22 protein-coding genes and 1 other RNA gene are annotated in these 22,702 nt (G+C 34.8%); 6 read left to right on the forward strand and 17 right to left on the reverse strand.

Features of this window, described 5'->3' with window-relative positions:
• The first annotated feature begins 195 nt into the window (after window positions 1–195).
• Window positions 196–618, forward strand: a complete 423-nt coding sequence (locus ABEB23_RS04720; protein WP_348811261.1) for a DoxX family protein — start codon at window positions 196–198, stop codon at window positions 616–618.
• Between the two features lie 78 nt (window positions 619–696).
• On the opposite strand, the gene ABEB23_RS04725 is transcribed toward ABEB23_RS04720, so the two are convergent.
• Window positions 697–1,749: an AMP-binding protein gene (locus tag ABEB23_RS04725; protein ID WP_348811262.1), complete on the reverse strand. Its 1,053-nt coding sequence runs from the start codon at window positions 1,747–1,749 to the stop codon at window positions 697–699.
• The gene (locus ABEB23_RS04730; RefSeq protein ID WP_348811263.1) at window positions 1,742–2,692 is read right to left on the reverse strand and encodes a CPBP family intramembrane glutamic endopeptidase; all 951 of its coding nucleotides are present in this window, start codon (window positions 2,690–2,692) and stop codon (window positions 1,742–1,744) included. The genes ABEB23_RS04725 and ABEB23_RS04730 overlap by 8 nt, the downstream gene beginning before the upstream one ends.
• A gap of 110 nt (window positions 2,693–2,802) precedes the next feature.
• Between ABEB23_RS04730 and arsC the strand changes: the two genes are divergently transcribed.
• A complete protein-coding gene (arsC, locus tag ABEB23_RS04735; RefSeq protein WP_348811264.1) occupies window positions 2,803–3,144 on the forward strand; it encodes an arsenate reductase (glutaredoxin) in 342 nt (113 codons plus the stop codon).
• A 97-nt stretch (window positions 3,145–3,241) separates the two neighbouring features.
• Window positions 3,242–5,710, forward strand: a complete 2,469-nt coding sequence (locus ABEB23_RS04740) for a TonB-dependent receptor (protein WP_348811265.1) — start codon at window positions 3,242–3,244, stop codon at window positions 5,708–5,710.
• A 61-nt stretch (window positions 5,711–5,771) separates the two neighbouring features.
• Here ABEB23_RS04740 and ABEB23_RS04745 read toward each other — a convergent pair whose 3' ends face one another.
• Entirely contained in the window at window positions 5,772–5,942 is a 171-nt protein-coding gene (locus ABEB23_RS04745; protein WP_348811266.1) for a hypothetical protein, read from the reverse strand.
• 237 nt (window positions 5,943–6,179) lie between these two features.
• Here ABEB23_RS04745 and fumC point away from each other — a divergent pair, with 237 nt between their 5' ends.
• Window positions 6,180–7,565 carry a class II fumarate hydratase gene (gene fumC, locus ABEB23_RS04750; protein WP_348811267.1) on the forward strand — a complete coding sequence of 462 codons (1,386 nt, stop codon included), beginning with the start codon at window positions 6,180–6,182 and terminating at the stop codon, window positions 7,563–7,565.
• 70 nt (window positions 7,566–7,635) lie between these two features.
• On the opposite strand, the gene ABEB23_RS04755 is transcribed toward fumC, so the two are convergent.
• The gene (locus ABEB23_RS04755) at window positions 7,636–8,853 is read right to left on the reverse strand and encodes an NAD(P)-dependent oxidoreductase (protein WP_348811268.1); all 1,218 of its coding nucleotides are present in this window, start codon (window positions 8,851–8,853) and stop codon (window positions 7,636–7,638) included.
• Window positions 8,854–9,099: 246 nt separating this feature from the next.
• Between ABEB23_RS04755 and ABEB23_RS04760 the strand changes: the two genes are divergently transcribed.
• Both ABEB23_RS04760 and ssrA read left to right on the forward strand, forming a co-directional pair.
• Window positions 9,100–10,296, forward strand: a complete 1,197-nt coding sequence (locus tag ABEB23_RS04760) for a serine hydrolase domain-containing protein (RefSeq protein WP_348811269.1) — start codon at window positions 9,100–9,102, stop codon at window positions 10,294–10,296.
• A 112-nt stretch (window positions 10,297–10,408) separates the two neighbouring features.
• Window positions 10,409–10,805: a transfer-messenger RNA gene (gene ssrA / locus ABEB23_RS04765) on the forward strand.
• Here ssrA and ABEB23_RS04770 read toward each other — a convergent pair.
• From ABEB23_RS04770 to ABEB23_RS04830, 13 genes are all read right to left on the reverse strand, one after another.
• Window positions 10,760–12,316 (reverse strand): recombinase family protein, encoded by a 1,557-nt coding sequence (locus ABEB23_RS04770; RefSeq protein ID WP_348811270.1) that lies wholly within the window; start codon window positions 12,314–12,316, stop codon window positions 10,760–10,762. The genes ssrA and ABEB23_RS04770 overlap by 46 nt on opposite strands.
• Complete coding sequence (locus ABEB23_RS04775) at window positions 12,255–12,455, reverse strand: hypothetical protein (RefSeq protein ID WP_348811271.1); 201 nt, start codon at window positions 12,453–12,455, stop codon at window positions 12,255–12,257. The genes ABEB23_RS04770 and ABEB23_RS04775 overlap by 62 nt, the downstream gene beginning before the upstream one ends.
• A gap of 45 nt (window positions 12,456–12,500) precedes the next feature.
• Window positions 12,501–12,815, reverse strand: coding sequence for a hypothetical protein (locus ABEB23_RS04780; RefSeq protein ID WP_348811272.1), 315 nt, complete (start codon window positions 12,813–12,815; stop codon window positions 12,501–12,503).
• A 5-nt stretch (window positions 12,816–12,820) separates the two neighbouring features.
• Window positions 12,821–13,621, reverse strand: a complete 801-nt coding sequence (locus ABEB23_RS04785) for a hypothetical protein (RefSeq protein WP_348811273.1) — start codon at window positions 13,619–13,621, stop codon at window positions 12,821–12,823.
• Window positions 13,622–13,649: 28 nt separating this feature from the next.
• Window positions 13,650–14,498 carry a conjugative transposon protein TraN gene (gene traN / locus ABEB23_RS04790; RefSeq protein ID WP_348811274.1) on the reverse strand — a complete coding sequence of 283 codons (849 nt, stop codon included), beginning with the start codon at window positions 14,496–14,498 and terminating at the stop codon, window positions 13,650–13,652.
• A gap of 17 nt (window positions 14,499–14,515) precedes the next feature.
• The gene (gene traM / locus ABEB23_RS04795) at window positions 14,516–15,820 is read right to left on the reverse strand and encodes a conjugative transposon protein TraM (protein ID WP_348811275.1); all 1,305 of its coding nucleotides are present in this window, start codon (window positions 15,818–15,820) and stop codon (window positions 14,516–14,518) included.
• A gap of 4 nt (window positions 15,821–15,824) precedes the next feature.
• Window positions 15,825–16,199, reverse strand: a complete 375-nt coding sequence (locus ABEB23_RS04800) for a hypothetical protein (protein ID WP_348811276.1) — start codon at window positions 16,197–16,199, stop codon at window positions 15,825–15,827.
• Window positions 16,200–16,326: 127 nt separating this feature from the next.
• Complete coding sequence (traK, locus tag ABEB23_RS04805) at window positions 16,327–16,947, reverse strand: conjugative transposon protein TraK (protein WP_348811277.1); 621 nt, start codon at window positions 16,945–16,947, stop codon at window positions 16,327–16,329.
• Between the two features lie 18 nt (window positions 16,948–16,965).
• Window positions 16,966–18,165 carry a conjugative transposon protein TraJ gene (traJ, locus tag ABEB23_RS04810; RefSeq protein ID WP_348811278.1) on the reverse strand — a complete coding sequence of 400 codons (1,200 nt, stop codon included), beginning with the start codon at window positions 18,163–18,165 and terminating at the stop codon, window positions 16,966–16,968.
• A gap of 11 nt (window positions 18,166–18,176) precedes the next feature.
• Window positions 18,177–18,812 carry a TerB family tellurite resistance protein gene (locus tag ABEB23_RS04815; RefSeq protein WP_348811279.1) on the reverse strand — a complete coding sequence of 212 codons (636 nt, stop codon included), beginning with the start codon at window positions 18,810–18,812 and terminating at the stop codon, window positions 18,177–18,179.
• 11 nt (window positions 18,813–18,823) lie between these two features.
• Entirely contained in the window at window positions 18,824–19,438 is a 615-nt protein-coding gene (locus tag ABEB23_RS04820) for a hypothetical protein (protein WP_348811280.1), read from the reverse strand.
• A 12-nt stretch (window positions 19,439–19,450) separates the two neighbouring features.
• Window positions 19,451–20,140, reverse strand: coding sequence for a conjugal transfer protein TraI (locus tag ABEB23_RS04825; RefSeq protein WP_348811282.1), 690 nt, complete (start codon window positions 20,138–20,140; stop codon window positions 19,451–19,453).
• Between the two features lie 63 nt (window positions 20,141–20,203).
• The gene (locus ABEB23_RS04830) at window positions 20,204–22,672 is read right to left on the reverse strand and encodes a TraG family conjugative transposon ATPase (RefSeq protein ID WP_348811283.1); all 2,469 of its coding nucleotides are present in this window, start codon (window positions 22,670–22,672) and stop codon (window positions 20,204–20,206) included.
• Window positions 22,673–22,702: the final 30 nt, after the last annotated feature.

Here is a 22,702-nt window from a genome sequence, read left to right on the forward strand (position 1 = left end):
TCACTGTTAATACTCCTCTGCAATTGCTCTTGCAAATAAAAAGCAATCCTATTTTATTTTTGATCAAACGGTTTAGTACCGTATTAATGATTAAAAAACGCCGAATAAATTATACTATTAATAATTTATTTGGAATAAAATAATTATTTGATTAAAAATCAGTAACTTAGTGTTACTAATTTAAATCTTTTTATTATGAGCAACGTGAAAAACTTGAATAAATGGGCTAATGCGCACCATTATTTATCTGTAGATTTATTACGAATGGCACTTGGCATACTTTTGTTCATGAAAGGCATTTCTTTTATTACAAACATCCAATATTTACAGGATTTAATCTCTCCTATAGATAGGTTTGGTGGAGGAATGTTTCTTGTACATTATATCGCTCCAGCGCATATGGTAGGTGGTATAATGATTTTTTTCGGCTTACTGACAAGATGGGCAATAATAGCGCAACTCCCTATTCTAATTGGGGCAATCATTGTCAATTTTATGGGAGAAATGCATTCTCAAAACTTATTACTGGCATTAGCGGTGCTTATTGCTTGTGTATTTTTTATGTTTTATGGCAGCGGAAAGAATTCGGCAGATTATTACTTTAAAATGCAACAGTAAAACATTAAAAAATAAAAAAATATAAAGAGAGCTAATCATAAAAATTAGCTCTCTTTTTTATTGTGAATATATATAATTTTACTTTCCTGCTAGCTCCAAACTTTCATTTCTGATAATTTTACCGGTAGCTGTTTGTTTAAACTTAGGAATAAATACAATCTCTTTAGGTCTTTCGTATTTGTCCAAAACATCAAAAACAGATTCTTCTATTTTAAGAGGCTCGCCTTCTATATAAAGTACTAATTTCTCGCCAAGAGTCGTGTCAGGTACACCATGAACAAAATAACGTCTTGGGATCAAAGTTGATAATTTTTCTTCTATTTGTTCTGGTATCAACTTAATTCCACCGCTGTTGATCACGTTGTCATATCTACCTACCCAAATAAATTGTTTATCAGAGATTAAATTTACGATATCATTGGTAACTATTTTTTCACCACTAATATTCTTCGCATCAATAACCAAACATTGTCTGTCGTCTACTGAAACAGTTACATTAGGTAAAACAGTAAAAGCTTCCTCTCCAATTTTCTTTGCAGCAATATGAGTAATAGTCTCAGTCATACCATAAGTTTCGTAAATTTCAATTGGCAATTTTACTAATTCCCGCTCCAGCGATTTATGAACCTTTACTCCTCCAATAATTAACTTCTTAATTTTGTGCAGATCTTTCAAAGAGTTTTTTGCTTGCAAAGGAACCATTCCACAAAAATCGAATGTTTCCTTTATACCTTCCAAAGGATGGGAACTTGGCGCAATAAACTCCATTTCCAGTCCTAAAATAAATGCTCTCACAAACATCATTTTTCCAGCCACATAATCGGTTGGTAAACAATGTAATATCTTTTTACCCGGCTCTAAACCAAAAAAATCTCCTGTAGCCAAAGCCGAATTTACCATCGCTTGTTTATCTACTCTGATAATTTTTGGAGTTCCTGTTGAACCTGAAGTATTTATCTCTAAATAAGATCTGTCATCAAACCAATCTAAAATAAAAACACCTAATGGCTTTTCAAAATACGCACCTTCTTTGATAAAAGAATAAGCGACCCTGATTAGATCTTCTTTGGTTAAGTGATAGCCATTTAATTTAAATTTGTTGTGAACGTTGTGATAAGTTGGGTTATTCATTTTCGTTTTTTATTATATTATAATCAACTAATATTATTTTTCCTGTAAGCTTTTCCTTCCAATTATTCCAATTATATTTACTGGAATAAATCTTTAGCAATATAGGAAAAATAATAAAAACTGGCAATAAAACATCGAAAGAAGCAGAAGGATCTGAAACATCTTTGAAAAAAGAATGGGTTTGAAATGCAGACCAATCTGAAGTAACCAATAATGCACTGACTAGATTATTGGCAGCATGAAATCCTAATGCCAATTCCATTCCCTCGTCCATTAAAGTGATGATTCCAAGAAACAAACCTGTACCTATATAATATATTAAAATAATATTTCCCATTTTGGCCACTTCTGGATTTGCAATATGCATCGTACCAAAAATCACTGATGTCATCAGCAATGGAAACCATTTATTTTTGGCAAGATTAGCAAAACCTTGCATCAGATAACCTCTAAAAACATATTCTTCGGTACTGGTCTGAAAAGGGATCAACACCGTTGCTATCACGACCAAAATAGCAAACGGAATAGGTTTAAAATTAATTATAAAATTTTCAGGATTGGACCAATATGACATAAATGTGGTAACAACAGCAAAAGCGGCCCACAAGAAAAAGGAAAAAAACACCCTGCCCCAATCCAGTTTTGCTCTGGATGTTGTAACGGAAAGCAAGGTTTGATGATGCAAATATCGAACTACAAAATAAATTCCGACGAAAGCAAAAACAAAAGAAATCATTAATAAAAACAAAGTCAAATTAGGATCAAAGAAACTCATTGCTTGCTCATTATCGACGGGATATGTTTTTTTATTTACAAAAGTTTCATAAATAATAGCCAGTAAAAATGGAATCTGTCCCACTACAGAGGCTGAAATAATGATTAGCGAGCCTACAATATATTTCCAAAACTTATTTTCGGAACTGATTCCCTGTTCTATAAACATATCCTTTTATTTAAATTCGTATTCACTAATTAGATTTGAAAAACGCATTTTGTTACAATTAAACCATAATTTTTATTTGAATTTGTTTTACTTCGCGTAAAAAAAACACAATGATACAAATATACCACAATCCGCGCTGCGGAAAATCAAGAAACTGCTTAGCTTTTATCGAAGAAACGGGGCAAGAGTATGAAGTTATTAAATATCTGGAACAAAATCCCACATTTGAAGAATTAGTTTCCTTAATTCAGAAATTAAATATTAAGCCGATTCAACTGGTTCGTGTTAAAGAAAAAATTTGGACTGATCAATTCAAAGACAAACAATTATCTGATGATGAAATCATTCAGGCTATGGTTGCCAATCCAATTCTTATTGAAAGACCTATTGTCATAAAAGGAGAAAAAGCAATCATAGGAAGAGTAATTGAGGAAGTCTCCAAGTTTCTCTAGTTACCAAATTTAATTTAATTAACATTTTTTTATGATTCGGTTACTTAAACCTAGATCTGTTTATGTGGTCTAATTTTGGTAACCAAAATTTTTACTAATGAAAAAAATAAAACTCATCTTAATGCTTGTGCTATTTTTCACAAGCTTCACACAATTTGCACAACAAGGTCCTCCAACAAAAAACAAACTAAAAATAACAGGGAAAGTAATCGAAAAAGTAAGTCAGCTACCACTTGAATATGCTACAATAACTATTAAGAATCCGAACAATCCAAAAACTGTTTCCGGCGGAATCACAAATGCAAAAGGTGAATTTGAGGTGTCTGTATCACCTGGAATTTACGATATTACGATAGAATTTATTTCTTTCAAAGCGACCGAAATCAAACAAAAAAATATTCAGGGAAATACTAATTTAGGAACTGTCGTCTTAGATGAAGATGCAGCCCAACTTAATGAAGTAATTGTTCGCTCCGAAAAAACAACTGTAGAAATAAAATTAGACAAAAAGGTCTATAATGTTGGTAATGACCTTATGGTAAAAGGAGGAACAGTAAGTGATGTTTTGAATAACATCCCATCAGTCACAGTAGATGTTGAAGGAAATGTAAGTTTGAGAGGAAATGAAAATGTAAAAATTCTTATTGATGACAGACCTTCTAACGCGATTAATATCGTAGATGCCTTGCGCTTAATTCCGGCTGATGCGATTGAAAAAGTAGAAGTGATTACGAATCCGTCCGCAAGATATGATGCTGAAGGTGGTGCCGGTATCGTAAATATTATTCTGAAAAAAGGAAAAAATCAAGGTTTTAACGGAACTGTTATAGCCACAACAGGATATCCTGCCAATAACGGATTAAGTGGCAACATGAACTATAAAACCAAAAAATTCAACTTGTTTACCACTCAAGGGATTAATTACAGAAGCAATCCTGGAAATATGCTGACGGACACAGGATACCTTAATCCTGACAATTCTATCAGGAATTATGTAAATGAAAGTAGAGAAAACGAGCGATACGGTGACGGTTACAATGGAATTTTAGGTATCGAATTGTATTTGAATGAAACTACTTCTTGGACAAATACGCTTAATTACAGAAACAATAATGGTGACAACAGCGATGATGTTTTCCAAAAATATTATGATGCCGACTACGTTTATGATTATACCCGATACAGACTCAACGAAGAGGTTAGCGATAGTGAAAATCTAGAATTTGCAACTAATTTTACAAAAAAATTCAAAAAAGACGGACACAAACTTACTTTTGACGGCTCCTTTACATCTAATAATGATTTAAATACAGCTCTAATAACCGATACCACTAATAATTCTGATATAGTAAAAATAGACAACACACTTAACGATCAAAAGCAAAATAAAAATTTATTGCAAATGGATTATGTTTTGCCTTTAGATAAAGGAAAACAATTTGAAGCGGGTTACCGTGGGGATTTTTCAAAATTAGTTACCGATTATCAAGTGGAAAATGATGGCGTAATCAATCCCAATTACACCAATAAATTAGAATACAAAGAAAAAGTAAATGCACTATATACCCAATATGGTTTTAAAGCATCAAAAAAATTATCTGTTCTTTTAGGGCTTCGTTGGGAAGATTCTAATATTGAAATCAATCAATTAGCAACCAATGATTTCAATACCAAAAAATACAACAATTTTTTCCCTAGTGCTTTTTTAACTTATGAACTTTCGGACGAAAGCAGTACCTCTATAAGCTATAGCAGAAGGATCCAAAGACCAAGAGGAAGAATGATAAACCCTTTCAGTAATTTATCCAGTAACATTAATATTTTTGTAGGAAATCCTGATTTAGACCCTGCTTTTAGCGATGTAATAGATTTAGGCTACATTAAACGCTGGGACAAATTAACTTTTAATACCTCGTTTTATATTAACAAAACAACTGATGTATTCCTTTTTGCAAGAAAAGAATCCGGTGATTTTGTAAATGGTATTCCTGTAATTATTTCGTCTCCAATCAATCTTGCAACAGAACTTAGAGCCGGTTTTGAATTTACCTTGAATTATTCTCCATTCAAATGGTGGAAATTAAATGGAAATTTCAATTTCTTCAGAAATCAAACTGATGGTGATTATACCTATATCGATTTTAATAATACCGAAATTACTCAGAATTTTGACAACACTGCAACTTCCTGGTTTACCCGTGTAATATCAAAAGTTACCTTACCATCTAAAATTGATTGGCAAACCAACCTTTCTTATAACGGACCGCAAAAAACCGCTCAAGGTGAAAGTTTAGGCGTTTTCAGTGCTAATTTGGCATTTAGTAAAGATGTTTTGAAAGATAAAGGAACAATTGCTTTAGGTGTAAATGATGTATTCAATTCCAGAAAAAGAATCTTCGACACCTATCTACCAGGAGTTCTGAATTCTCATTCAGAAATGCAATGGAGAGAAAGACAATTTACTCTATCATTTACCTACCGTTTTAATAAACCGAAAAACGATAGAGAAAAACAACAGCAGCCTAGGAGAAATATGAATGAAGGTGAAAATGACTTTCAAGGATAAAAAAAATAGGACAAAAAAAAAAGACTCGTTTTCACGAGTCTTTTTTTATAAAACAATCAAATTAAAGTGATTGTTCTTCTTTTTTCTTTGCTCTCTTTTCTTTGTAAGCTTCCCAAGTTGCTCCACCTACCCAATAGGATACGAAACCAACCAAGAAAAACATTAACCAAAAACCTATAGTTAAAACGGTTAAGAAAAGTAAAAAGCCTAAATACTGTGAGAAATCAAACATAATCTTCCGGAATTTTTGAATGTAAGTACAAATGTAGGTTTAATATTTTTGCTTAGCAATAAAAATTGCAAAAACTACAAATCAATTTTTAATAAAGAAATTATACGTACTTTTAATGGATTAAAATTTCAGAGTTAAACTGATAATTAATAGGGTAAAATAGCCTTTAGCTTCCAATAACTAGTGAAGCAACAACGTAATTCTTATCGGTAAATTAATCAAATAAATCTACACCAGATGAAATTCAGAACAGAAAAGGATACCATGGGTGAAGTAATGGTTCCTGCAGATAAATATTGGGGCGCACAAACGGAGCGTTCAAGAAACAATTTTAAAATTGGTCCTTCAGCTTCAATGCCTTTAGCTATTATTGAAGGTTTTGCTTATTTAAAAAAAGCCGCTGCTCATGCCAACTGTGACTTAGGTGTTTTACCTATCGAAAAAAGAGATGCCATTTCTCAAGTTTGTGACGAAATACTTGCCGGTACATTGAACGATCAATTTCCACTCGTAATTTGGCAAACAGGTTCCGGAACCCAGAGCAATATGAATGTGAATGAAGTGATTGCCAACAGGGCGCAAGTATTGAAAGGATTCGCAATTGGCGAAGGCGAACAATTTATAAAAGCCAATGATGATGTAAATAAATCACAATCTTCTAATGACACCTTTCCAACAGCTATGCATATTGCAGCTTATAAAGCTATTGTGGAAATTACGATTCCAAACATTGAGAAATTAAGAGATACATTGCTGACAAAAGCTGTTGCATTTAAAAATGTAGTGAAAATTGGCAGAACCCATCTCATGGACGCTACTCCCCTCACCTTAGGGCAGGAAATTTCGGGTTATGCAGCGCAGTTAACTTTTGGTATCAAATCCCTTAAAAATAGTTTAAGTCACCTATCTGAAATTGCTTTAGGCGGAACCGCGGTAGGAACCGGATTAAACACTCCCGAAGGATATGACATCAAAGTAGCTGAATATATTGCCCAATTTACGGGTCATCCTTTTGTGACTGCCGAAAACAAATTCGAAGCTCTGGCAGCACACGATGCTATTGTAGAATCTCACAGCGCTTTAAAGCAACTGGCTGTATCATTAAATAAAATTGCCAATGACGTTCGGATGTTGGCGTCGGGTCCGCGCTCCGGAATTGGAGAAATCCACATTCCTGAAAATGAACCGGGTTCCTCTATCATGCCGGGAAAAGTGAATCCAACACAATGTGAGGCACTGACAATGGTTTGCGCACAAGTTATGGGTAATGATGTTGCCATTTCGGTTGGTGGTATGCAAGGCCATTATGAGCTAAACGTTTTTAAACCTTTAATGGCTTCCAATATCTTGCAATCTGCCCATTTACTAGGTGATTCCTGTCTCTCGTTTGACGAACATTGCGCGCAAGGAATTGAACCAAATCACAAACGCATTAAAGAATTAGTCGATAATTCATTAATGTTGGTAACGGCTTTAAATACAAAAATAGGATATTATAAATCAGCAGAAATTGCCCAAACTGCACATAAAAACGGAACCACATTAAAAGAGGAAGCAGTACGATTAGGTTATGTTTCTCCAGAAGACTTCGATGCTTGGGTAAAACCGGAAGATATGGTATGAGACCAGAAATAATTTCGACTTAAAAAACAAAAACCTGCAACATGATCGTTACAGGTTTTTGGTCATTCTACTACAAATTTAAAATTTTATCTTCATCAACATAATCTTGCAAATAACTAAACCTTGGGGTCAGTTTTCCTTTTTCGGTTATTTTTGCTCTTTGTAAGATGCCGTCTTTATCTCCATTAAAAAAGGCAGGAACAACATGTTCTATAAACATTTCTCCAAAACCTTCACTAGCGTCTTTCGGTAATTCGCAAGGCAAATTATCAACCGCCATCACAACTACGGCAGCAGGATGAAATACATCGACCTCTTTATTTTCACTTGGTAAATACCCATAAAGCGGTTCCGCAATAGTAGAAGATCTAAGTGTACATGCAATAGGTCCATTAACATCACAAGAGATATCAGCAACTACTTTAATTTTACAATCCTTTGCCATAAGCATTTCGCGGGTCAAAATCGCTGGAGCTTCATTAGCGTGAAAATGTCCTGTTATATATATATCCGAAACTTTTGTAAAACGTTCAAAATCGGAAACATACTCTTGGGGATTTTGAAAAAAATCATTGAAATGCAATACTTTCCCATCTTTACGTTTATTGTATTCCAACACATCAAGTTGAGTATAAACGGGTTGCGTATATGTTTTTGTTAAATAATTCTCAACAGAAACTTCTTTAATCTTCATGGCATCCAATATTTCTTTTGCCCCATTTCCTACTTTACCCGTTCCTGTAATTACGAACTTCAAGGGAGGCAACACCAATCGTTTCAAATGTGAAATTAATGCCTCTTTTCCAGAAAGAGTTTCTGCTTTTGGAAGTTTAAATAATTCGAATTTTATTCCGAAAGCACGAATACCATTATAAGTGCCTACAATTCCAGCATATTTTCCAAAACCAATTAACCTTCTGTTGTGAGCATCAACAATCGTCTCATGATCATATAAGTCAATATTCTTTTCAAGAATTGCTTGTAATAATTTTCTATTATAGGGTTGCTTTTTTATCGTATGTGAAAAAAAGAAATAGGCTTTATTAGGAATCAAATCAGCTACTGGAACTTCTTTTACACCAAATAAAACATCACAATCAGAAACATCATTAGTAACTTCAATACCCAAATCTTTGTATTCACTGTCTGTAAAAATTCGAATATCAGAACTTTCCACTTTTACACTACAATCATGATACAGCTGCTTTATTTTAGATAATTCACTAGGCGAAAAAACGACTCTTCTGTCTGGTGGATTTTTTCTTTCTTTTAGTATTCCGAATTTCATTTTTGACTATTTTTACTTTAATTAATATAACTAAATACAATTATTTTGTTACAAATATAACAATTTTATCTAATTTGATTTATGTTTCTTGAAAATTTTAATCTATAAAAAGTACTTTAGACTGATGACCAATGAAATATCAAAAAACATCAGAATAGCCTTGAAAAAAAAACGCTAGAATTTAGAAAAAAAATAACGGTTCAAAATAGAATGATTATATATATTTGCCTTTCAAGCTCCAGTAAAATGAATTTTATAAAAAACGCAAATATACTACAAATACTCCTACTGTTTTTGGTTTTGAGTTCTTGTGAAAAAGAGAAAAAAAAGGTCGAATTAACCGATGCACAGCTCCCAAAAAATGTGCTGCCAAAAATGAAACCTTTGGTTAATGAGCCGAAACTTTCCGCTAGCTATATCAAAATTACCCGCGCGAAAATAGACTCTTTTTACAAAAAAAATTGGCCAAGAAACAGTGCTAATGGCAGCTTTCTTGTTGCAAAAAACGGTCAAATTATTTACGAAAAATACGAGGGATATGCGAACTTAAGTAAAAAAGATCCTATCACCAGTACCACTCCTATACATATTGCATCGGTTAGCAAAGTGCTTACGGCAACAGCTGTTTTAAAACTGGTAAATGCCAAAAGACTTGATTTAGATCAAAAAGTAAACACCATTCTTAAAGAGTTTCCGTTTCGTGATGTTACAATAAGGACCTTACTTAACCATAGAAGTGGTATGCGTAATTATGCCTATTTTACAGATCGTGATAAAAACATTTGGGATAGACACAACATACTTACCAATCAGGACATTTTGACCATTATGGCCACAAAAAACATTGGATTGGAATCAATCACAGATACCCGATTTGCCTATTGCAATACCAATTATGCCATGTTGGCATTAGTAATAGAAAAAGTAACAAAGCTTCCTTACAAAGAGGCTATGAATCAAATTATTTTCAAACCTTTGGGTATGAAAAATACTTTCGTATTTGATTATGAAAAAGATAAAGATAAAATTGCTCCCTCCTATAAAGCCAACAAAGTTGAAATTGGCAAAGATTATTTAGATGCAGTTTACGGAGATAAAAATATCTTTTCTACGCCAAGGGATTTATTAAAATTTGACAGAGCCCGAAACAGGCCGGACTTTTTAGAACCAAAATTATTAAGTCAGGTTTATAAACCCTATAGCAACGAACGCAAAGGGACTAAAAATTATGGCCTTGGCATCCGTATGATAAATTGGGAAACCGGACAAAATTTTTATTTTCACAATGGTTGGTGGCACGGCTATACATCATCTTATATAACACTGCCAAAAGACAAAGTAACCATTATCGCCTTATCCAATAAATTTACCAGACAAACTTACAGTGTTCGTAAATTATCTAAGTTATTTGGGGACTATCCATTTGAAGGGGACGATGAATAGTGTCAGGGTTCCTGAATCAAATTTATTTTTTTGACAGGAAAATAGAACAAAAAAAGGAGTATCTTTGCAGACTCAATATTGGAACAGTTTTTGAGTATTGTAAAAACAAATTGGGGTCGACTGGTTTTGACAGCAAGTCGAATTGAAAAGTAAGCACGTCGAGAACTGGGACAATTCTCGTAAATAAAAGGTCTCAAACATTTTACACGGCGAAGGAAACTACGCTCTTGCTGCATAATCTGAATTATAGTAAGATTAGCCTCGTCCTACCAGGTAGGAAAGCAGGATTCATCTCGAAAGCTTTGGTTTATAGCGGTCGATTAAGGTGAATCGTAAATTTAAACCTAGATTTCCACAAGCTTCGGGTGGATTTCGAAACTAAAGAAGCTAAGCAAAGAGTGGTTGTTTCTGACCTAACTCAGAGTCGAAAATCTATTCAGGAAATAAGCGTGTAGAAAGCTCTTTAGTTGCTTGTTTGGACCCGGGTTCGATTCCCGGCGATTCCACTGGACGGGATGATTGTTAAATCATCCCGTTTTTTTTCGTAAATCAATACCCCTTTCTCCTTCATTACCAGTGAGTTACCAGAAAATACTTTCATCATTGTAGGTGTTCGATAGATACCATTTTCATAGTATAAGTTAGTGTCGAACACCATATTTACAAATTCTCTTTTCTTTAGCGTATTAGCATTGTTATAAACATGAGACATATCTGTTAAAAGTTCTAAATTTTTCTGTAAAATTTCAAAAACTTCACCAACATTCTCGTTTAAACGCTCTATCGCACTTTTCAAGCTTAATGTACTAAAGTTATAGGTTGAATACCATCTATCATATGTTTCTCTCGTTATCTCATTATTAATCCATTTTTCTTCCAACATAAAAAGTTTTTGCTCAATTTCTTCTAACTCATGTTTCTTCTCCAATGCCTTTTTCTTATTGGATTTTACTTCTGCTTCCAGAGAAATATTACAGCCATCCCTAATATCCTTAACTGATCGCTCCGGAAGGCTCATTAATTCACATATCATTGAAAACTGATCATGTGCTTTTAGAGCACTGATATTATTATGTTTAGGACATCTGCATTTATAATAATAAAAATATTTTCCCGATTTACCTCGTGATGGAGCTCCGGTTAATAGATTACCGCAATGACATTTTAACAAGCCTCGTAAAGGAATCTCATCATCAATAATTGATCTTATTTTACTCGGTTTTTTCATCTTACTTTGAACCATTTGCCAAGTAGTTATATCAACAATAGGTTCATGAATTCCAGGAAAAAGACCTCCTGGATGCTCCTTGTAAGGTTCAACCTTTAACAATCCTGCATAAACTGGACACGTAAGTATCCTTTCAATAGAAGAATTACCCCTTCTGTCAAAACCCAACTCATAGACTTTTTTCTTAATCATGTAAGACGGTACGCCTCGCAAAAAAGTATCAAAAATAAACCTTACAATTTTGGCTTCTGACTCCTCAACCACAAGACAACGTTCTTTTCTTTCTCCCTCTTTTCGATATCCGTAAGGAGGTGAATTATGAATAAAACGACCTTCTTTAGCTCGAGCTGTATACATCCCCCCTCTTATCTTTATACTTCTATTGATATTATCTTCCTCGGCCAGTAATAACTGCAACCCTGCCCTGAAGAAACTACCTGGCGTTTCATAGTCAAAGATTATTCCTTCAGTAACACTAACTACTTGAATTCCATATTTTCTTTGTAAAGTTTTGACCATACTCATCGCTTCACCGGCATTTCTGCTAAATCGATCTAATTGATCCACTAAAAGATAATCTACATATTTAAAATGCTTAGCTATAAATTCCTGTAGTTTTATAAAGTCGGGGCGATCAAAAGTTTTTGCACTTTTTCCCCTATCTATAAAAGTATCTACAAGTTCAACATTGTTTGATTTTATCCACTGATCAGTATATAATTCCTGTCTTTCAATTGATCCGTTGCTCTGCCCCAGTTGACTGAATCTTAAATATCGTATCGCTCTTTTCATAGTATTCTCTTAATGTAGATATTACAATTATTTCAATAATTAAATTTACTAATTTTCGTTCTTTAACCTCTTCAATATTTTCAAAAGTTTTCAAAATTATTTCATCATTTTTGGTCTCTTTTTCATCATCATTTTTCATAACTAAAAACTGTTTAAAATAGTAAAAGCCCGATATCGGGCTTTACTAATTGTTAATATTCCTATTCGAACATTCTAAATCGGGGAAATATACTCTACTACCTTGCGTTTTTTTAAATGATGGTATATACTTTATATAACCATAATCACTTAATTCCTGGATGCACTTATGATAGGTATATGGAGATGAAATCTTAGCTATAGGAGTAACTTCCCGTCTAAAAACCTGTATAGGATTAATAAAACCCTTAACTGTTCGATATTGAAGTAAGGCAGCATATATGGCAATATGTGTCGTATTAATACGAAAATCTTTCTCAATGGCTAAAAAGAAATCTGATAAGGGTTTTAAAGTATCCACGATAATTATATGGTATTTGATTGCTTTTTTCTCTTTATCTTCCCCTTGTCTATAGGTTCCGAACCTTCACTATCACTCTCCTGTTTTTGCTTAGCCTCTTTGCCGGCGGATTTCCCTTCCGATTCATTTTGCTTTTGGTCCTTATTCTCACGATTATTGACTCTCTGCATACTCCCGTCGTAAACATTAATCGTTTTAAAATGAGGATTAGCTTCAATAAATTGCTTTTTCTCTGCTCCGTTTATCATAAAAGTTACAGATTGCACATTTCCTTTTTTGAGTGAATTAACCAGATCGTCTTTTTGCTGCGCATTTTCCAATTCTTTTATTGGATGTTTTCCCAAACTGCCTTCTAGGTCATAACCATAGTTTTGATGGTAATGATTCAACTTAAAATTACCTTTCTCATCCGCTTCTTTGAAATCCATTTTAACCCAGGCATTATAAAGTTCTCCCTCTTTATTTTTAAGATCTTTATTTACTGCTCTACCTTCCATTAAGTTATAAGCTTCCTTTGCAGTAATATTATTATCTTTATTGATGTAAAAAGTTTGCTCCAATGCTATCTTAGATTGGTCTTTCTCAAGGCTTACTTTATAGGAATTGAAGAAATACATATCATTCTGATCGGACTTCTTAAAGTTCAAGGTTGCAGACACAAAATCATTACCATATTTCATATTATGGTTCAATGTAAATTCTGTATCTCCTTTTTCCAATTTCTCCTTTAATGCATTTTCCATTCCCTCACCAAATCCAGTGAATTTAATTTGGTCTTTTAAGTATTCGAAATTTTTCTGATTCATAATATTCAATTTTAAATTTATACTTGTTTTATAAACTCGTTAGAAGCATTAAACGGCCAAGCTCCCTATTTTTTACATCAATTTCCAGGTATCTCCCTCCTCTTTTTTCAATGAGCTGAATAGTAAAATATTTTTTCTCAGGGATGGTAAATTTGGGCAAAGCAAATACCACACTAACCTCTGACTCGTCCGGTACTGTATGAACATTGGAAGTCGAAGACAATGGTAAAATTTCAATTTCTTGCGAAGCTGCCCGTTTAGATTTCTTTTGATCTCGGATAAAAAAACGCAGCTGATCAATGTCATAATTAATTCTAGATCTATTGCCCAGTAATAATCTGAAATACATCACATCTTTATGAATGAATATTCCATTGACTTGAAGTTTGATATGAAATCTGTTTTCTTTTAACCCCTTGATTTTTATTTTCTTCGAAAGAGCCAATGAAGCATATTGCTCTAATTCTCTCTGGTTTTCATTTTCAGCGGCAAAAAGTGCCTCATGATCCAAACCTGTTGTCTTAACTGCGACCACATTCAAAACTGGGCAATGTTCCTCATAATTGAGAATATAACTATAGAGTCTCCCATCTGCTGTAACGACAGTGAGATTCGTTTCTGTAAAATTTGGTTGTCCAGCCTTTACTAATAGAATATTTTCAACCCCTTTGGCTTTTTGAACCAAAACGTCCTGACTTCCTTTGTCCACACTTTTAATAGCATACGGAAATACAATACTGGTTGTTTTCGAATAGCCAATTTGTAAATCACTAGATTCAATTGTAGACAGATTTAAACCTTTAGTCATTACCTGCGCTAATCCTGAAAATGCAATCAAAAGAACACCTACCACGATCCATGAATTATAATTTTTCATCTTTTATATTTTTAGAGTTATTTCAAATTCCTTTGTTTCTCATCATAAAGTAATACCTGATATCCAGCTTTTACCACTACTTTAACTAATTTGACTTTCTTACTCAAAAGGCTTTTAGCCGCTTCGATACCCATTCCCGCAGCCTGCGCTCCCCATGAATCACTGAGACTCGCAACTCCTAATGTCTGTATAGAGCGATCTGCCGAAGCCTTTGCAACATCTCTATCAATGGCTCCCGGAATATATATACCCGCAATTCCATCCATGTCATAAAGAGAAAGGCTTATTGGGAAAATGGAGTTTCTATATGTTAGGTTGCTTATTTTAACAACCAGCCTTTCTCCTTTTAAAGAAGCAATTCCAAAAAGGAAACTATTCTTTGGAATTTGGATCCCATTTATAAAAATATCATCGGACAATCGGAGTTTTATAGTGGCACCATCAACTATAGTTTGCGTTTGGTGCACAACAGCTTTAATTGCATTTTCTAATTGGTCCTCGGTTGAATTTTCATCCAAAGAAAAAAAGGAATTCTGTTTTTTAGGCGCCCCCTGATTGCTCCGATAAGTTTGATTAGATACTTGCAGTAAAGTGACATGATCTCCGTTCATTTCTTTATCTACTGAAAACTCCTTGTCTTTTTGATTTACAGAAGATTTTCTTAATTTTTCTTCAACACGTGCAGGATGCTGTATATCTAATATATTCTCCAACATGCCCCCCAACTGTTTGAGCTCAGGATCTGGCTCTTGGGGTTGATTCATTGTTGACATCATTTGTTCCAAACTTCTCACATCATCTGATACCATATTTGAGGTCTCCGGTCTCTCAAATTCACTTAAATCCTGCTCTTGTTCATTGGCATCCGGAGGTTGACTAATTGCTTTTTGAAGAGCTCGCAATTTTTGGTAGACCTTCTCTTCATTGGGGTCCTTAAACGAATTGGTATTCAAAACGTTTCTGCTCTTCCCACTATTTTTAGGTTCAGGTACTCCATCATTCTCTGTTAAACCCAAATCGTTCGAATATGTTTCTCCTGGATAATTGGGATCATTTCTGATTTGTTCGTGAAGTTTTATAGAATCAAGCGCGGCCTCATCATAGTAACTCATTTTATCTAAATCAGAATCCACTTTAAATTTAGGTTCCGGAAGACCAAAATTAAAACCTCTTATTTCTTCGGGTTTAGTACTGGCAATACTCATCTGACCACCTCCAAGCGTCCAAAATAAAAGAGTGATAAACGGTAAAGTCAACACTGGTAAAACCAAAAGCATTTTGCGATGCTTTACTTCTCTTAATGATAATGTTTTTTGTTCCATAGGTTTAATATTTAAAATTTGATTTATAATAATTTTCAATAAAAATGAGACTATCCATCAGACCTGGTCGGCACTTATCAATACTATCATATAAGGTTTTGCCAGCAGGGCTCCTTCCAAGACTGTCTAAATACATCTTAAAATCAATAACTCTTTTAAATTCATTTCTGGAACTTGGCGGCGGACTACCAATAGTCCCAAAGGATTTCTCAAAAGCATCAACTGGTTTAGTTATGCGTATGATTTTTATATCCAAGGAAGTTGCATTTGAAAAGCTTTTAGAAATACTATAGAAGCAGGCACCACCTGCCAGGACTACAAATAAAGCCAATAGACAAATCAACATACTCTCAGATAGCCTTGATGTTATTGAACTCATCTTTTTAGCCCACTTATCTTCGATAAATAGCCATAACCTAGTGGTTTTAAAAAAATCGTTGTGCCTAGCTTCAGCTGTAGCAGCAGATTTAGTTTTGTACTTTTTAATTAAAGACCACATCACTTTTCTAATTTCTGTTTTCAACATTTAAATCTTGGTTCGCGATTGTATTCCATCGCTCTATTAAAAATCCATGGGGATTATTATCACTTCTTGATACATTACGTAAAGTACCTTCGGTGATAAGGTTTCGATTTAAAATACTGGTTGTACGGATAATTTTCTGTTTAGCATAACATTTAAAACGATACGGATATTCATTAATATCGATATTGATGCTGTCTACAGTTATAGTCTGACTGATATTCCCAGAAATTATACCTGCATAGTAACCGTTTTCCTTTAGATCATCATATATTCTTTTGGCACTGTCATCAGCCAAATACAGAGCTTTGGTAACATTATCCCTTATTACCTTATCATCCGGATCAAGGCTAAAAAAGAATCTGTGAAAAGTCTTCACATGATCTCTGGCCTCAACAGGGATATTGTCTTTTCGATCAGAGGAATAAGCTTCTAATACTTTCCCATTGGCCAAAATATAAACCCTGTCCTGCATCTCGGTAACCGTCATGAAGCTGCTGTATAGCGTATAGCAACAAATTATTATGCAACCGACAATAACCAACATTGTAAATCCTCTTACATAATGGAATGCCGTATCTATGTTTTTCATTTTGGTAAACATGCTTCCTGTGTTTTTAGATTATTTAGAATTCCCTTTAAGTCTATCGCTCATATAGCTCCCTTTTTCTTCAAAATAAGGGGAAGTCTGTGCGGAAGAAGACATGCTCTGTGACACTTTCCCTGCAGTACTTCCCATTGCATCAAGCACCATTCCTGCTCCCTGGCTAGTCCTGTTGATTACGGAAGTGGTAGAACCTCCGAAAACACTGGTCACTTTCTGAACTAAAGCACCACCACCCCCTGCATGAACGATGTAGTTAGCCACTGATGGAACCGTAAAATAACCGACAATACCAATGATCATAAAAATGAGATACGCCATGTCTGTCCTGCTGAAAAATGTATCTCCATAATTATTAACTTGCGCGATATCAATCTCCAGCATCTTCTCCTGTATTTTACCGATGATGCTTCCAAAAATATTGGCCACGGGCAACCATAAATAGATGTTAATGTATCTTGCCAGCCAGACAGTCAGTGTATGTTGAAATCCGTCGAAAACTGCAATTCCAAAAACAAGCGGTCCCAAAACTGAAAGCACTACCAGCTGAAAAGTTCTTAAGGTGTCAATGCACAATGATGCTGCTTCAAAAAGAACCCTTAAAACCTCACTCATCCATTCTTTAACAGAATTCCGAAAATTATAAGAGGCTTTGGACATGGCAAATTTGATATCGTTACCTACACCTTCTAACATACCTTCTTCCTTAGGATCTGCATTGTCATGAGTATATTTATACCATCTGTCTTGATTACCATCTCCAGACTCTCCGATATACATTTGCCAGGCATTGGTACTTTTTATAGCCTCCTCTTTTTTTTGCAACAGTACGCCAATAGCCTTATTAGAACCTTCAACCATAGCAGCTGTTGCCGTTACAGTAGGTTTCATCACTCCGTTGATCATGTAAAGCACCGAAGGAAAAATCATGATGCAAAAGCCAATAACGAAAGGACGAAATAGTGGATAAAAGTCAACTGGTTCTGCATTGGCAATATGCCGCCACACTCGGGCAGCGATGTACCAAATCGTTGCAAAACCGGCAATTCCCTGGCCTACACCCAATAAATTATTACATAATGGCATCATCTCATCATAGAGTTGATCCAATATCATATGAAGACTATTCATCTCATCACCGACACCCTGTGCATGACTAATATAAGGCAATAGCAAGCCTGCGGTCACAAAAGCAACCGTTCTATTCAATTGTAGCATAGCTTGGATTATTAGTTTTCTATTTCATAAATACCACGTAGGGAATTTATATCGTTATGTTCTTTGGCTCGTTGGAGAGCCAGTACATTGTTGGAAGCATTAAAGTTTCTTAAGAACATCAACTTGTCCTGCATTTCCAAATAAATGGCGTCGATAACTTCCAAACGCTCATCATCAGACATTCTTAGTTTATCGGCAGTTACTACGGTAGTTAACTCATCTAAATTCCTGAGACTTTCTTTGAATAAATTCTCATAGACCTTTTCAAAGTAGGTGATTTCTTTTTCCGTAAAACTTTTACTATTGGCAAACCGCCTAAAAGCAATTTTACTCTCTTTTATCAAAAGAATTTGATAATTGATTATATCCCCCACTCGTTTATAATTTTTTACAACAGGACTAACTTGCATCAATGCATCCAGAAATGTTTTATGCAAAGTAAAATTGCCCTGTGACATATCTTTAACTGCCTTGTAACCTCCAGTTAAGATTTCATAGCCCTTTTTCATATCCTTTAAAATCTCTCTGAACTGACCGAGCTTCTCAATATTCAATAACAATTGCTGCATTTCCTGATATTGCGCAACCGACTTATTTGGGATTAATAACACCATAAGCAGTACGACCAGTATTTTTACCCTTTTCATAACGTATTGTTTTACAGGCCACGCAAAACACGACCCCAGTTCACATCATTATTTTCTTTAGCTTTTGACAAAGACAGTTTCTTCGTTTGATTGCAAAAACTTTGACAGAACAAATAATCATCCATCATAGTCTGATGCAGGCCATCAATACGTTCGATTCTTTGATCATCCTTCATTTCAAGACTTGCATCAGTAGTGACCTCAAGGAGTTCATTTAAAGTGGCGTTACAATTAGTAAGCAACCGATCAAAAGACCGCTGAATATAGTCCAGCTCATCCCCATGGAATAAATCATCATTATGCAGTTGCTTCAAAGTCCTTTTATAATCTTTTATAATTTTAATTTGCATGGAAATGATCTCCGCAATTTTTACATAGTTTTTAATCTTTGGATTAACTTTCGTCAAAGAAGAAAAGTAATCCTCATGTAAGTTAAGTTCCCCCTTCTTGACATCACCAATAAAATGAAGGCCTTTTTTTACCGCACTGTAACCCTTTTGAGCATAATCTATATACACTTTAAGCGCTGCAATTTGCAATAACAACTCCTTTTGCTGATTATCTTGTGCCTGTAACCCTTCAGGAATAAAACAGGCAATAAGCAACAATCCAATTATCTTTTTCATTTTGATCTCTTTTTATAGAATTCCGTAAAACTTCTTGACAGCGTTAATATCATTACTGTTTTTAGCCCTTTGCAAACTCAGAAGTATATTCTGTTTATTAAAAAGTGTCAGGTCATCATAATTGGAATCAATTTGATCTGCAGCAGCATTAATAATTTCAAGCCTTTTTAGATCACTCATTTGTGTCGTAAATGAATCCAGTATTAGGAAGATTTGATCCATATTCTTTACACTTTCTTCCAAAATACCGGAATATACTCTTTGCATATATTCCAATTCTTCAACACTAAAATGACGGTCCTGCTGAAATAAGCGCCAGGCTCTTTCGTATTCTTCAACCAGCCGGGTTTGTTTTTGTGTTATCTCTTTGATCCGCTGATAATAAGTGATAATTGACTTTACTTTCATCAGCTCCTGATAATACTCTTTATAGAGATCACGCTGTTTCTGGGTCCATTTTGAAATCTCATCCAATTTTACTTTCGATAATATATTCTCGATTTTCTTCTGCGCATTTTGCAACCAAATGGTTTTGTTTTGCAATCGCTGTATTCGAAGATCAACTGCCTTTATCGCAGCAATTAATGCCGCTCTCACAATCTCCACAATTGGAAATGCCATTGTGCTTTCTGCCGGCCTGACCGGAGTACTGATAAGAAACAAGCACAACACACAGCTTACTATTTTTGTCTTTGTTTTCATTTTTCCTTTTCATTTAAATTCTGTCTCTCAAAAATTTTGGTAACCCTTATTTAATTGTGGTTCTCATCCTTGCTCCCGTAAGTCAAAAGCCAATGCTGCAATAGCTTTTTTTATATCACCACCAAACCTTTTGGCATAGGCTTGAACCTTTACTTTTTCTGTTTCCTCCGTTGTATATGCTAAATACTCTTCCAAAGAAACTTCTGTTCGATACACCTTGGATGACATCCCCCCTAATGAAATAAACACCTCTTTATACTTTTTATCAGGATCATTTGCTTTATTAACAGAAAGTACCAGCGCTTTTTCCTTTTCCGTTAATCCTAATAATTCTTGAATCTGATCAAACTTATTTTGGTATTTACTCTGATCCAGCAATATCTTGCAGTCGCTATTGTTGATGATAGCCTGCTTGACTACAGGCGAGGAAATAATATCTTCCACTTCCTGTGTTACCACGATAGCTTCTCCAAAGAACTTTCTAACTGTTTTAAATAGGTATTTGATATACTCAGCCATACCTTCCTTGGCAATAGCTTTCCAGGCTTCTTCAATCAAAATCATTTTCCTGACACCCTTTAATTTGCGCATTTTGCTAATAAAAACTTCCATGATGATAATCGTTACCACTGGAAAAAGTATCGGGTGGTCTTTGATATTATCCAGCTCAAATACGATGAATCGCTCTGTTAACAGTTCTAAGTTTTCAGTTGCATTTAGCAAATAATCAAATTCACCTCCCTTGTAATAAGGCCGTAGAACATAGAGAAAATTATTGACGTCAAAATCTTTCTCCTTCACCTTATCCGTTTCTAAAATCGGTACAAAATCATCTTTCAAAAATTCGTAAAAACTATTAAAACATGGAAAAAGATTTGGGTTGGCTTCTAACTTCTCATAGTAGAGTTGCAAAGAATTCGACAAAGCGACATATTCACTCCGATTAAAAGTCTCATTGTCTTTTTTCCATAATGCTAACAATAGTGTCTTAATGCTTTCTTTTTTCTCTGTATCCAGACTGTCACCCTCTCCAATGTAAAACGGATTGAATCGAATTGGATTCTTTTCATCATACGTAAAGTAATACCCCCCGACCATATCGCATAATCCTTTGTAGCTGTGACCAACATCGACCAACACAATATGTGTTCCCTGCTCATAATAACTCCTTACCATGTGATTGGTGAAAAATGATTTCCCACTACCCGATGGCCCCAGTATAAACTTATTACGGTTGGTGCAAATTCCCCTTTTTACGGGTTCATCACTAATATCGACATGAACCGGTTTCCCGGTAAGCCGATCTCCCAATCGAATCCCAATAGGACTGAGAGAAGAACGATACCCTGTTTCCATATTTAAAAAACAGACTGCTTGTTCAGTAAAAGTGTCAAAAGTATCGTTCATAGGAAAGTCAGCTTCATTCCCTGGCATTCCAGCCCAATAAATCTGTGCAGCTCCTATCGTTTCTTGTTTAGCTGCAGCATCCATTTGAGCTAATGCCGACGATACCTTGTTCTTAATATCCTTCAAAACTTCTTTTTCTTCAGTCCACGCCAATACATTAAAATGTGCTTTTACAGGCAATCGCTGTTGTGAAATTGCTTCATTTAAAAAATCATTCGTAGCATCTCGGGCAATGAGATTCTCACGACTATAAGCCGATAAGGATTGTAGACGAAGTCTTTTACTTTCCAATTTCTGGATTGTTTTTTGTGCGTCTTCAATAAATACGTATTGATTGTAAATATGATTGCACGAAAGCAGTTGACCCAAAGTTGAAGCAAAGCCGATACTGAACTTTGTTTTATCTGTAGAATACCGGTCATAATTAATTCTGGAACCGCATAAAGCAGGAAGGTCGGCCGCATCACCCAAAGTAAATAATTGACAATGTTTATCCCCGACCTGCAATCCATCATCAAATCTTACATCACCAAAAACAAAGGAACTTTCCCTGTCTGATAAAAAACAGTACTGCTCTATAAGGCCCAATTTGCGACTTTGACTGCGTAGGGCATTATCGCCTAGACGTGTGAGTTTTACAAACCCGCTGTCATCCATAATCCGTTTAAATTGACCGACACAATCAAGAAAATCTTGAAGTAATTGCGGTTGTAAGGTTTCATCGGGAACCAAGGAGTTTCTTATCAAACTGGAAAACATAGAACTGGAATTTTTCCTTCCTAACGGTTTCTTGGTAAGCATAATATAACAGGAATGATCCAAAAATGGCCGTTCGTTAAAAAAACGCTCACTGCTTCTTGTTAAAAAACTACTATCATCACTCTCAAAGTCAGGCTGGTACTTACTTTCAATAAACCAATCTTGTTTATGAAATACACAAAACTTAGGGAGCACTTTTATAGCCTTAACCCATGACTGATGAAAAGCTTCATATTCCTGATCTGATAAAGTAAAGATCTCAGGAAGGTCCACTTTAAATACTACAGTTACATCTCCCTGTTTAGACAAAATGCAATCGTGTTGCACATCCATAATCGGTAAAACATCCTCCATCCTCTTTTCCATTGCTCTCCATTTTTTACCATTACTGTTCCA

The organism is Flavobacterium maritimum (assembly GCF_040049085.1).
Classification (GTDB): domain Bacteria; phylum Bacteroidota; class Bacteroidia; order Flavobacteriales; family Flavobacteriaceae; genus Flavobacterium; species Flavobacterium maritimum.